Annotated in this window: 16 protein-coding genes; 6 read left to right on the forward strand and 10 right to left on the reverse strand. The window is 62.3% G+C overall.

From position 1 onward, the window contains the following. Positions 1 to 169: 169 nt before the first annotated feature. The 3 genes from AC5I5I_RS20960 to tam all read right to left on the reverse strand — a co-directional run bounded on the left by AC5I5I_RS20960 (position 170) and on the right by tam (position 2,698). Positions 170 to 787: an MOSC domain-containing protein gene (locus tag AC5I5I_RS20960; protein WP_495976246.1), complete on the reverse strand. Its 618-nt coding sequence runs from the start codon at positions 785 to 787 to the stop codon at positions 170 to 172. Positions 788 to 851: 64 nt separating this feature from the next. After that, positions 852 to 1,682, reverse strand: coding sequence for an ion transporter (locus tag AC5I5I_RS20965; protein ID WP_495976248.1), 831 nt, complete (start codon positions 1,680 to 1,682; stop codon positions 852 to 854). Positions 1,683 to 1,927: 245 nt separating this feature from the next. Next, complete coding sequence (gene tam / locus AC5I5I_RS20970; protein WP_495976250.1) at positions 1,928 to 2,698, reverse strand: trans-aconitate 2-methyltransferase; 771 nt, start codon at positions 2,696 to 2,698, stop codon at positions 1,928 to 1,930. A gap of 196 nt (positions 2,699 to 2,894) precedes the next feature. Here tam and AC5I5I_RS20975 point away from each other — a divergent pair, with 196 nt between their 5' ends. Then, positions 2,895 to 3,170 (forward strand): hypothetical protein, encoded by a 276-nt coding sequence (locus tag AC5I5I_RS20975; RefSeq protein ID WP_495976251.1) that lies wholly within the window; start codon positions 2,895 to 2,897, stop codon positions 3,168 to 3,170. An 83-nt stretch (positions 3,171 to 3,253) separates the two neighbouring features. Here the strand turns inward: AC5I5I_RS20975 and ettA are convergent, their stop codons facing one another. Continuing rightward, positions 3,254 to 4,909: an energy-dependent translational throttle protein EttA gene (gene ettA, locus AC5I5I_RS20980; RefSeq protein ID WP_495976253.1), complete on the reverse strand. Its 1,656-nt coding sequence runs from the start codon at positions 4,907 to 4,909 to the stop codon at positions 3,254 to 3,256. Positions 4,910 to 5,194: 285 nt separating this feature from the next. On the opposite strand from ettA, the gene AC5I5I_RS20985 reads away from it, so the two are divergent. Further along, positions 5,195 to 5,692, forward strand: coding sequence for a hypothetical protein (locus AC5I5I_RS20985; RefSeq protein WP_495976255.1), 498 nt, complete (start codon positions 5,195 to 5,197; stop codon positions 5,690 to 5,692). Positions 5,693 to 5,796: 104 nt separating this feature from the next. Here AC5I5I_RS20985 and AC5I5I_RS20990 read toward each other — a convergent pair whose 3' ends face one another. The 4 genes from AC5I5I_RS20990 to AC5I5I_RS21005 form a co-directional block, all read right to left on the reverse strand. Continuing rightward, complete coding sequence (locus tag AC5I5I_RS20990) at positions 5,797 to 6,225, reverse strand: cupin domain-containing protein (RefSeq protein WP_495976257.1); 429 nt, start codon at positions 6,223 to 6,225, stop codon at positions 5,797 to 5,799. A gap of 148 nt (positions 6,226 to 6,373) precedes the next feature. Further along, positions 6,374 to 6,838, reverse strand: a complete 465-nt coding sequence (locus tag AC5I5I_RS20995; protein ID WP_495976259.1) for a cupin domain-containing protein — start codon at positions 6,836 to 6,838, stop codon at positions 6,374 to 6,376. Between the two features lie 142 nt (positions 6,839 to 6,980). Then, on the reverse strand, positions 6,981 to 7,508 hold the full coding sequence (locus AC5I5I_RS21000) for a DsrE family protein (RefSeq protein ID WP_495976261.1): 528 nt from the start codon (positions 7,506 to 7,508) through the stop codon (positions 6,981 to 6,983). After that, a complete protein-coding gene (locus tag AC5I5I_RS21005; RefSeq protein ID WP_495976263.1) occupies positions 7,501 to 7,749 on the reverse strand; it encodes a DUF2188 domain-containing protein in 249 nt (82 codons plus the stop codon). The genes AC5I5I_RS21000 and AC5I5I_RS21005 overlap by 8 nt, the downstream gene beginning before the upstream one ends. Positions 7,750 to 7,906: 157 nt before the next feature. On the opposite strand from AC5I5I_RS21005, the gene AC5I5I_RS21010 reads away from it, so the two are divergent. Beyond that, the gene (locus tag AC5I5I_RS21010; protein ID WP_495976265.1) at positions 7,907 to 8,173 is read left to right on the forward strand and encodes a DUF2277 domain-containing protein; all 267 of its coding nucleotides are present in this window, start codon (positions 7,907 to 7,909) and stop codon (positions 8,171 to 8,173) included. Positions 8,174 to 8,292: 119 nt separating this feature from the next. After that, positions 8,293 to 8,556: a hypothetical protein gene (locus AC5I5I_RS21015; protein ID WP_495976267.1), complete on the forward strand. Its 264-nt coding sequence runs from the start codon at positions 8,293 to 8,295 to the stop codon at positions 8,554 to 8,556. 25 nt (positions 8,557 to 8,581) lie between these two features. Here the strand turns inward: AC5I5I_RS21015 and AC5I5I_RS21020 are convergent, their stop codons facing one another. Continuing rightward, positions 8,582 to 9,205 (reverse strand): class I SAM-dependent methyltransferase, encoded by a 624-nt coding sequence (locus AC5I5I_RS21020; RefSeq protein ID WP_495976269.1) that lies wholly within the window; start codon positions 9,203 to 9,205, stop codon positions 8,582 to 8,584. A gap of 30 nt (positions 9,206 to 9,235) precedes the next feature. Next, complete coding sequence (locus AC5I5I_RS21025; RefSeq protein ID WP_495976271.1) at positions 9,236 to 9,940, reverse strand: glutathione S-transferase family protein; 705 nt, start codon at positions 9,938 to 9,940, stop codon at positions 9,236 to 9,238. A 443-nt stretch (positions 9,941 to 10,383) separates the two neighbouring features. On the opposite strand from AC5I5I_RS21025, the gene AC5I5I_RS21030 reads away from it, so the two are divergent. After that, on the forward strand, positions 10,384 to 10,830 hold the full coding sequence (locus tag AC5I5I_RS21030; protein ID WP_495976273.1) for an RICIN domain-containing protein: 447 nt from the start codon (positions 10,384 to 10,386) through the stop codon (positions 10,828 to 10,830). A gap of 132 nt (positions 10,831 to 10,962) precedes the next feature. Next, positions 10,963 to 11,370 carry an NUDIX domain-containing protein gene (locus AC5I5I_RS21035; RefSeq protein ID WP_495976274.1) on the forward strand — a complete coding sequence of 136 codons (408 nt, stop codon included), beginning with the start codon at positions 10,963 to 10,965 and terminating at the stop codon, positions 11,368 to 11,370. Positions 11,371 to 11,750: the final 380 nt, after the last annotated feature.

The raw sequence follows: 11,750 nt of genomic DNA on the forward strand, positions 1-11,750 counted from the left end.
TTTGACATTCGCTACCCACCCCGCCGCCGCAAGCTTGCAATGCGAATGTCAAATCCAAAGCTCCACTAAAATCCAATATTTGCTGGTGGTCCTTTGATTCTAACGTTCGCAAAAGAAGCCGCCGAAAAGGGATGCGAACGTTAGAATCGGACCACTAGTTTCGCGTCCGTCAGCCAGACTGCCACAATGTTTGCGGCGGCACCTTGACGGTGATCGGCTCGCCCGCGCGGATCGTGCCTGGCCGTTCGACCGAGGCGACCACGCCGCGCAACCCTTTGGCCTTTGCCGGAAACGCCAGATCGAGCCCGCCGGGAGCCGCGCCGGGCGTGAGATGCTGCGCAATCGCCCGGCCGGCGATCCGGCACGGTGCGTTCGGCGCCTCCACCACGATCGTCGCCTCGGCGAATACGACGCGGGTACCGGCCGGCAGCAGGGTGAAATGCGGAATACCCGAGACCACGATATTGGCGCCGATCCATTCCGGCTCGATGCGATCGACCTGCATCGCGGCTGCAATCGCGGTCAATTCCTCGCGCGACACGGCGGTGATTTGCCGGCCGGAGCGCATCTCCATGCCGCGCTTGTACCAGGGCTCGCGCGGTCCGGCCTTGCGCGTGAAGCCATAATGGCGTGAGCCGGCAATTCCCTGAAGATCGAGCGCGATCTCGGATACGGCTCGCGTTTCCGGATGCGGCTCGGTTTCGACGAACAGAGATTCGCATTGCCCTTTGACCTCGCAGCCGGGCAGCGAGGGCAATGCGGCAAAGGCGAAGCGTTTCTGGCTCATCTCCGCCTCTGACTGACTGATTGAAAAGAGAAACTCTGCATCGGCTGGAGGGTCATGCGCTCTGTCATCCGGCCGGCTGCGCGTTTCCGCTCCGGGCGAGCAGATGCTGCTTGAGTTCGCCGATCTCGGCCCGCAGCCGCTTCATCTCCTCGATAATCGGCTCGGCCTCCTGATGCAGCATGTCGCGCTCTGCCTCCCGTTCTTCGGAAACGACCTTCTCGTGCTCGGACTGCATGGCGCTGACCACGACGCCGATAAACAGATTGAGGACGGCAAAGGTGGTGACGATGATGAAGGGCACGAAGAACGCCCAGGCATAGGGATACTTTTCCATCACCGGCCGTACGATTCCCATCGACCAGCTCTCCAGCGTCATGATCTGGAACAGCGAATAGGCGGAGGCGCCAATATTGCCGAACCATTCCGGAAAGGATGCCGCGAACAGCTTGGTCGCCATGACCGCGAACACGTAATAGATCAGCGCCAGCAGCGCGACGATTGATCCCATGCCAGGCAAGGCGGCGATCAGGCCGCCGACCACGCGGCGCAGCGACGGCACCACGGTGATCAGGCGCATGACGCGCAGGATGCGCAGGGCACGCAACACCGAGAGACTGCCGGTCGTTGGAATGAGCGCGATTGCGACCACGAAGAAATCGAACAGGCTCCAGGGATCCTTGAAGAAAGCCAGCCGGTGCACGAAGATGCGGGCCGAGAGTTCGACCACGAAGATCGCCAGCACGATCGCGTCGATCGTCAGCAGCACGGGGCCATAGGCATCCATCGCAGTCTTGCTGGTTTCCAGGCCCAGCGTGATTGCGTTGAAAACGATCACGCCGGTGATGAACCATTCGGTACGCGGATTGTCGAGGATGGATCGCAGCCAGGCGGTCACGGAAATCTCTCCGACGGTTTGACTCCGGACAGGAAAGTCTTGCCGGTGTCGTGTTGGATGCGCGACGCGGTTTGCCGGTCGCAAGATGGATCAGTTTTTAGCCGAAACGCCGGAACCGGTCTGCTGAGATTTTCCGAGATTGTTCTGATACGCGCGTGGCGTTCGCTTTTTTTGGGATCGTCACAGATGAGTTCGTGAATGCAGGTTCAGGCTGACGATCCGGCACCAAATTGAGCCGACGATGCCTAGCGCACCGCCACCATGAACAGGCGCGGGAAGCGCAGCAGCACCTTGCCGTCATAGTGCGGCGGATAGGCGGCAGCGATCCGGGCCGTATAGGCTGCGAGGAAGGCCTGACGCTGCACTGGCCTCAACGGATCGATGAACGGCCGCAACGCCGTACCCTTGAACCATTCGGTGACCGCTTCCGGTCCGGCCAGCGCGTGCTGGTAATGCGTGTGCCAGATGTCGAGCCGGGCACAAAGCGGTTTCAACGCGTCGTAATAATCGCCGGGGGAGGGAAGGTCCGCCCGCTCGAACGCCGACGGCGGAATCAGGGACGCAAATTCGCCTTCGCGCGCCAGCTCCCGCATCCACACATGCGAGGGTTCGTCGGTGTTGTCGGGCATCTGCACAGCGAGCACGCCTCGCGGGCTCAATTCGCCCAGCAGACGTTTCAGCACCGGGAGATGATCCGGCACCCACTGAAAGGTTGCGTTGGAATAGAGAAGGTTGGCGTCGGCCGGCGCGGCCCAATGCGCGAGGTCGGCCTGCCTGAACTCGCATCGCGGCAGTCGCTCGCGCGCCTGACGCAGCATGTCGGGGGAAGAATCGATTCCAACGATTTCAGCGCCGGGAAAACGTGCGACCAGGAGTTCGGTCGAATTGCCGGGGCCGCAGCCGAGATCGTAGACCCTGTTTGCGCTTTCGAGCGGGACCTGTGTCAGCAGATCGCGCGCAGGCCGGGTGCGCTCGTCCTCGAACTTCAGATATTGCTGCGCGCTCCAGTCGGCCATCCGTCACTCCTTCGCGGAGGCGTGCCATGCCATGCCGCCGCCGTGCCTCCAATATCGTCATCGCCGGGTCGTTGTCGCGTACGAGGCTCCCGCTATCCGTCGCACCCGGGGGACAAGCCGGGCGAGCCTGCGAAATCATGACGACACGACTCGGGAACTATGATCTTATTGCAACAGTCAGCATCGGGGGGTGCATATGAAGACAGTCGCAATCGCCTTGGCCGTTATCGCCGGACTGGCGTTTTCCGCCAAACCCGCTTCCGCGCAAGCCTGTATTGGCGGGATTTTCATCGCTGCGTTCTATGCGCATGCGACCGAGAACCGTGAATTGAGCGCAAAGGAAGCGGCGACCTGCGGACTGTTCTACGGCGCCGACCGCGACAAGGCCCTGCGAAACGGTAAGCCTATAGCGGCCAAGGCTCCGGCGAGGAAGCCGGCGAAGACGGCCGCCAAGGCGCCCAGGCCGCAATAGCCAATTCGCGAGGCAGCTGCCCCGTCATCACGTCGCTCTGCAGCGCGCGAGAGCTTTACCGCGCGCGCTGCATGAAACGCGTTTTAGCGCGTGAACTTCTTGTATTTCAGCCGGTGCGGAATGATGCTGTCCTGGCCCAGCCGCCGCATCTTGTCGGCTTCGTATTCCTGAAAGTTGCCCTCGAACCATTCGACATGGCTGTCGCCTTCGAAGGCCAGCATGTGGGTGGCGATGCGGTCCAGGAACCAGCGATCATGGCTGATGATCACGGCGCATCCGGCGAAATCCTCCAGCGCCTCTTCCAGCGCGCGCAGCGTATCGACGTCGAGATCGTTGGTCGGTTCGTCGAGCAGCAGCACGTTGGCGCCCGACTTCAGCATCTTGGCCAGATGCACGCGATTGCGCTCGCCGCCGGAAAGCTGCCCCACCTTCTTCTGCTGGTCGGCGCCCTTGAAGTTGAACGCGGACACATAGGCACGCGAATTGACTTCCTTCTTGCCAAGCAGGATCTGATCGAGGCCGCCGGAGATTTCTTCCCAGACATTCTTGGAGCCGTCGAGCGCGTCGCGTGACTGATCGACATAACCAAGCTGAACCGACTCGCCGACCTTGATCGTGCCTTTGTCGGGCTGCTCCTGGCCGGTGATCATCCGGAACAGCGTGGTCTTGCCGGCGCCGTTCGGACCGATCACGCCGACGATGCCGCCCGGCGGCAGCTTGAAGGTGAGATCGTCGATCAGCAGATTGTCGCCGAAGCCCTTGGTCAGGCCCTCGAAATCGATGACATTATTGCCGAGCCGTTCGGCCACCGGAATGATGATCTGCGCGGTCTGGGTCTGCTTTTCGCCGGCCTTCTTGAGCAGGTCTTCGTAGCGCTGGTAGCGAGCCTTGGATTTGGCCTGACGCGCCTTGGGTGAGGCGGAAATCCACTCCTGTTCGGCGGCGAGCGTGCGCTGGCGCGATTCTTCCTCGCGGCCTTCCTGCGCCAGCCGCTTCTGCTTCTGGCCGAGCCAGGAGGTGTAATTGCCCTGATAGGGAATGCCCTTGCCGCGATCGAGTTCGAGGATCCAGCTCGTCACGTTGTCGAGGAAATAGCGATCATGGGTCACGATCAGGATCGCACCGGGATAATCGCGCAGATGGCCTTCCAGCCACGCCACCGATTCCGCATCGAGATGGTTGGTCGGTTCGTCGAGCAGCAGCAGTTCAGGCGCATCCAGCAGCAGCTTGCAAAGCGCCACGCGGCGCCGTTCACCGCCGGACAGCTTCGACACATCGGCGTCGTCGGGCGGGCAGCGCAAAGCTTCCATCGCCTGATCGACTTTGGAATCAAGATCCCACAGCCCTTGTGCCTCGATCTGATCCTGCAAGGCGGTCATCTCGTCGGCGGTCTCGTCGGAATAATTCATCGCCAGTTCGTTGTAACGGTCGAGGATCGCCTTCTGCTTGGCGACGCCTTCCATCACATTCTCGCGGACGCTCTTGTCCGGATCGAGCTGCGGTTCCTGCGGCAGGTAGCCGACCCGGGCGCCCTGCGCGACCCAGGCCTCGCCGGAATACTCCGTGTCGATGCCGGCCATGATGCGCAGCAGGGTCGATTTGCCGGCGCCGTTGACGCCCAGCACGCCGATCTTGGCATCGGGATAGAATTGCAGGTGGATGTTTTCGAGGACCTTGCGGTTGCCCGGATAGGCCTTGGTCAGCCCCTGCATGAAATAGACGAATTGGCGGCCGTTCATCGCGCGTCTCTCAGCCCTTCAGGCAAATCCGCGTCGGCTGCGCGTACGCGCCGGACAGGCGGGATATGATGGAAATGCGGGCCTTAAGTAGCGGTGCGCCGGGGAAAGGGCAAGGCGGGGTTCCGATTCCCGTCGCCCGAACGAACGCCCCGGGCGGTTTCCCGAGGACGCCGGAGAGCGCGAAATGCGCGCCAAGCATACGCCTGCGCCGAAATCGGGGGACTCTGCGCGTTGACGGCAAAACCGGGCGAACCGAGGATGGCCTGGCCGGAGCCAGGAGGGGCTATGACGTTTGGGCTGTCGATCGAGGCCTTCACCGTACTGCATGTGGTCATCAGCATGCTTGCCATCTTTGCCGGCTTTATCGTGGTGGGCGGTCTGTTCGCGAGTGCGCCGCTGCCGGGTTGGACCGCGTTCTTTCTGCTGATGACGATCCTGACATCGGTGACCGGGTTCCTGTTCCCGTTCAAGACCGTGACGCCGGCGATCGTGGTCGGCGTCATCGCGTCGCTGATTCTGATCGTGGCGCTGGTTGCGCTTTACAGGCACCGGCTCGCCGGCCGCTGGCGGGCCGTCTATGTCGCCGGCGCCATTGCGTCGCTCTACCTCAATGTCTTTGTCTTCATTGCGCAGAGCTTCCAGAAGGTGAGTTTCGTCCACCCTTACGCGCCGACCGGTGCGGAGCCGCCGTTTCTGATCTCGCAGGGTTTGACGCTGGTTGCCTTCGTCATTCTGGGCGTGATGGCGGCGCGGCGCTTTCATCCGGCGCGGCTCGCGCTGTAGCCGGCGCTTCCCTCTCCCCGGTTTACGGGGAGAGAGAGCCGAAAGAGAACCCGCAACAGAGGGGACGAAACCGCAACCGGGCGCGACTTGCCGAACTCCGCGCGCTATTGCCCGTCGCGATTGGGGCTGCCGAGTACATGCGACTTCGGCGGCATCATCACGTTGTCGAAGGTCTGGGTGAACATCGGCGCGGCGAAGAAGGCGACCGCACGCAGCGTTTTCTTGCCGGTATTGGCGAGATCGTGACGGACCGGGGTTGGCAGCACGAACACGCTGCCCGGCTCGACCTTGTGAACGGTGCCGTCCTCCATATGCAATTCGCCGGTGCCCTCGATGATATACTGCGTTTCTTCGGTGGCGTCGGTGTGCCAGCCGAGACGCTCGCCCGGCTCGATCTCGTAGACGATTGTCGAGGACTGGGTTGATCCGTGCCCGCCGCAGGCGGCGAATGCTCCCGCCCATCTGACGGAGGGATCTTCCTCTCCCCACACCTTGGTGCGCGGTAATGCGTTGGAAGCGACGACGATGTCCATGATGTACGTTCCCGTATGAGCCAAAAACGGCAACGCAGTCTCCGCACCGTCTGTTTGGTTTCCGTCAGCGCGAGCGTTAAACTGAAAAACAAAGTCGCGATGAATTGCGCGATTTTCAAATGGGGGCGGTCGCCGGTGCGTGAGCGGGCTACTTCACCGGCACGACATCGCTGGCGCCCTTCGCACCCATATAGACCGCGATCAGGCGCATCGGCTGCGTGCCGGTATTCTCGCCGAAATGGGCGACATCCATCGCTTCCATCAGGGCGTCGCCCGCACGATAAGTGCGTTTGCCTTTCGCGCCGTAATCGACGGTGATCTCGCCTTCGAGGATATAGGCGAACATCGGCACCCCGTGCTTGTGAACCACGGTGCGGGCGCCGGGCGCGAGCGTGACGATCGAGCCGGTTACATGGGCAGGCCCCGAGGTCGGATATCGGATCGGCTCGCCGACGACGGTCGTGCCAGTCGAGAGCAGCGGTGCCGCGGGATAGCCTTTCGGCGGCACGCTTTGTGGTCTTGTCTGCGGCGTCGCGTCCTGCGCGAAAGCGAAATGTGAAGGGAGAGCCAATGCCATTGCCATCAAACCCGCGATTAGCAAACGATCAACCATGAGCGAATTCCTGGGAAGCGCGGCGATCGGATCATGCATGACAGTAATCCGTTAAGATTCGCGCCGAACGGAAAACACAGGACGCGATTCGTTCTTTGAGAACAAACCGGAACGAAGCAACGTGATGCGCCTGCGCGCAGGCCTAAGGCTGGATCTGCACGAAGCCGTCCTGGACGAGCTGGACGATCCGGAAATTTGCGCCGCTATTCACCGCGATGCCGGGCAGGAAATCGGCATTCACCCATTTGTTGTCGCGCGCGGTCTGACCACAAACCTCAAACCGCACCCCGCCGGCCTGAAGCGCGGCGATCTGTTTCGCATACGGATTGCCAGCTGCGGTGCCGCTGACGCGGTTATAGGCCGCGTCGTTCAGCGACCAGAGGCCGGCATCTCCGTGAAAGATCGCGATCACCTGCCAGACCGTTTTGTCGGCGGTGAATTGCTCCTGCAGGATGCGGGCATAGAGCAGACCGAACGGCTCTTTGCCCGCATAGGCGAGATGGTCGAGATTGAGGACGACCTTGGCCTCCTTCAACCGAACCTCGATGTCGATCTTGAGTTGAGGCGCGCTGTCCTGGGCGGGCAGGGGAGCGCAAAAAACGACGAGCCATACTGCGCAGGCGACGAGCGCCTTCGCCATCCTTGTCATCGCGTGCATGGCGTCAGGCATTGCTGTCTTCCACGTCGGTCTCGGGCCGGTCGCTGCCGGAGGCGGTTTCGGTGTGCCAGACGCCCTTTTCGTCCTCCCACTCGATGACCTCGGTGCTGCCGGGAGTGCGCTGTTCGCGCGCCGCAAGCTTGGCGGCGGCCAGCGCCTTGTCGTGGCTCGGGAACGGTTCGGAGAAAACATCGCCGACCTTGTAGGCCCAGCCGCCGTCATGCTGGACGATGCGATACGTCACGTGCGTCATGAAAACCTCGATTGCCAAGGGACTCGATGCCATGTGAATCGGCCGCAGCATCTCAGATCGGAAGCGCCGGCGAAAGCGGGAACCGAGGCCGGGTGCCGCTTACGCGGCCGGCGATGGAGCGCTACAGTCAGGCCCGGAGAATGAGGAGGTTCCCGCGATGTGCCGCAACATCAAGACGCTGTTCAATTTCGAGCCGCCGGCGACCGAGGACGAAATCCGTGCCTCGGCGCTGCAATTCGTGCGCAAGTTGTCGGGCTTCAACGCGCCCTCGCAGGCCAATGCGGCGGCTTTCAACGCGGCGGTTGAGGACGTCGCGGCGGCAGCGCGCAGGCTGCTGACGTCGCTGCACACGCATGCGCCGGCCCGCGATCGTGAGATCGAGGCGGAGAAGGCGCGGGAGCGGTCGAGGGCTCGGTTCGGCTGAGCGCGTTGCCTCATCCGGCCGCTCGCGCGGTCCTGAGGGGCGCGCGTTTGCGATGGATCAAGTCGGCCGCCGGGCGGCTCGGCTAGTCGGATGGCCGCAACCGGAAGAACCCACCTGCCATGAACCATCATCATCGCAAAACGCTCCATGCGCTGTTCGCGCATCCTGTCAGCGCCAATATCGACTTCAAGAAAGTCGTGCATGTGTTCGAAGAGCTTGGCGCCGCAATCGAGAACAGCGCCGGCAATCGCGTGAAGGTGAAGCTGAACGATCACTCCGCGGCCTTCACCCATGCGCAGCACAGCCTGCCCAAGGAGGAAGTCATCCAGCTCAAGAAATTCCTCGAACAATGCGGGGTCACGCCGGACCAATATCCGCTGTGACCGGAGCTTAAGACTGGCGTCGTCTTTAGCCGTGCGGCTTCCGCGCGGTGAGGTTGACCGTCGCCGACATGCCGGCATGGCCGGCGCCTTCGCGCATTACGCGCTCTTCTTCAGCGATCTGGACGTCATCGAAATCGCCGAAGGCGTCCTCGAGCATCGCGCGCGTATAAAGATGCTCGATCTGCTTCGGCCCGCCGGTGCCGTATTGCAATTGCTTCGGCGCATAGCCCTCGATGATGAGCAAGCCGCCGGGCTTCAGTGCGCGGCGCATGCCGGCCCATTTCAGCGGACGTTCGGCCGGCGTCGAGAATTGGGTGAAGATTTCCGCCACCACGTCGAACGTGGCCGCGGGATAGTCCCATCTATGCGCGTCGCCCTCAATCAGGGTGATTGAAACACCGCGCTCGGCAGCGAGCGCTGCGGCTTTCTTTTGCGCGGAGGGGGAAAAATCCACCGAGGTGACGGCAAATCCCTGTTCGGCGAGCCAGACGCCGTTCCGCCCCTCGCCATCGGCGACCGCGAGCGCCTTGCCGGATGACGGCAACAGCGGCTTGCAGCGGACAAGGAAATCGTTCGGCGCCTTGCCGAACTCGTATTCGGGCTTGGCGAAGCGGGTTTCCCAACGGGTGTATTCGGGCGACTGGGTCATGGCTGTACTCGTCCCTAGCTTTCCCGGACATTACCCCTGCACCGGCTTCGCGACCGCCGCATGGATTGACTCGCAATGGCGCACCAGATTGCCATGTGCGAGCACGAATTGCTTCAGCGGCGTGTCGATATCATAGAAATAGATATTGGCGATGAAGCCGTAGATGGCCGCGTCGATGGTGGTCGGCCTCTCGCCGTGCATGTAACCGCTCGCAGGTACGAGCCGCGCCAGCACGCCGAGATCGGCAAGGCCCCGCGCCATCGCCGCGTCGGGCGGATAACGGCCGATGCCCTGGAAATAATAGCGCTGGTCGTTGAACTGTTTCGCGTTGCGCAGTGCGTCCTCGGTCAGCACCGGGTGCTCGCGGATGAGCGCATCGCGAAACGAGGTCCAGTAGCGCTCATCCTTCCAGCGCGAATAGGACATGACCCAGTACAGGTCGTCGAGCATGCGCGTGACCATCAGGTTGGTATCAAGCCGCGGCTGAGTCAGGTCGCGGTCGAGCGCGACGCCGTATTTCCCGGTGACATGGGCGATGATCGCTTCACTGTCGCCGATCGCTTCGCCGTCGTCCTCGATATAGGGAAGCTGCGCGCGCGGTGCGGCCGAGGCGTCGAAGATATGCTCATGCCGAAACGGCACGCCCGCAAGCTTGAGAAAGGCGAAGACCTTCAATCCGTAAGCGTTGTTATCGGCGACGCCGAACAGGGTCGGATAGGAATAGAGCGTGAGCATGGGACGCTTTCGGGCCGCGGCGGGACCACGCCAACATACTTTGTTAACCATGTCAGCGGAAGCGGCTCGCCCGCACGGGCTCCCGGGCGAAATCGCCTTGCACCAAGCCGTCCTTTCATGGCGACGAATCGGAGCCCCCGATTCGTTCTCCGCGAACAGACGCGAACTGTGTGTCATACTGGGGCGAGATCGCGCGACTCGTACGAAAGGACGAACATACCGCGAGGCTGCGCGGTTTGAGATTGCGCTGCGGCTGTTTGCTCCGACCGATGGCCGGCAGCGATTGTTATCTGCATCGAAACAGCCTACAGGGTCGGCACGAGCCAACGCGCGGCCAACAAGCCGGCAGCCGGGCAGAACTCACCAAATCACGAAAGACGATGCGAATGCGGTACGTTTTGGCGTCAGCCTGTCTGGCGATTTGTTCACTCGCAACGCCAGCGATGTCGCAGTCGCCGGATCCGAACTTCTATTACAAGCTCACGACGCAGTTTCGCGGGCCCGAGATGCCGATGGACGTGTTCAACGGCGGGCCACGGAACAATCAGGCGCGACTCGACCGCGACCAGGACGTGTCCGGCCAGAATTGGCGCTTCGTACCGGCCGGCGACGGATCCTTCCGTCTGACCACCGAGTTTCGCGGCCCGCGCATGTGTCTCGATATCAATCCGCCGACCAATCGCCCGGAGTTGAGGTCCTGCGGAGATTTCACCGGCCAATTCTGGCAGGTTGTGCCGTCGCGCGACGGCGTGCGGCTCACCACCGCGTTCCGCGGGCCGCGCATGTGCCTCGATATTGATCCCGACAGCAACCAGCCCGAGTTGCGCCCTTGCGGCAACTTCTCGGGCCAGTTCTGGACGCTCACGCGCACCGAACGCCGGGCGCGGTAGCGGCGGCGGGCTTTCGGGGCGCGCGCAATCTGTGCATTGACGTACGCCCGCAGGGATCCACTGGCGCGACGCGCCATTCTCGTTCGCTCGGAATGTTGCCCGATCGGTGGAGGGCGGATTACGCTGCCGATCATGAGCTACGAGAAGCCCAGCGTGACGGCCGATTGCGTGGTATTCGACGGGCTTGCCCGGCTGCTGCTGATCAGCCGCCGCCATCCGCCCTTCGAAGGCCAGTTCGCACTGCCCGGCGGCTTCGTCGATCCCGGCGAGACGACGGAGGCTGCCGCGCGGCGCGAGCTGTTGGAGGAGACCGGGTTGACGGCGCGCGATCTGCGGCTCGTCGGTGTCTATTCGAAACCCGGCCGCGATCCTCGCGGCTGGACGATCAGCATCGCATATCTCGTGACGGCCTTCGACGGTGAAGCTCAGGCAGGAGATGACGCTGCCGAGATCTCGTTCCGTGCGGATTGGCGCGAACTCGTGCTTGCCTTCGACCATCAGGAGATTGTCGGCGACGCAGTGAAGCTTCTTACGACTTAGCGCCGCATTGGCTTATTCTTCGGGCACTAGTGACGCAGTAACGATCTCTTCAGCTTTGATGCGTGTCCCGATTCGCTGTCCCGATTCGTTCTTTGCGAACAGATGCGAACCTTGTGCCGATGTGAAACGGTCACGCCACCTTGCGATGGCAATGCGTGGGCGCAGCCCGCGTCGCGTGAAGGCATGACAGCGCAGGCCCCTGCGAACGGACGAGTTCAGATCATCCGTGACCTGCGAGAGTCGGTGCGCTTGCTCTTCCGTATCGGACGTAACGCGAGCGAGGTAACGCTCTCTTCAGCTTTGATGCGTGCTCGGATTCGCCGTCCCGATTCGTTCTTTGCGAACAAACGCGAACCTTGTGCCGTTATGACGCAAATGAT

It is taken from the genome of Pseudorhodoplanes sp., from assembly GCF_059499825.1.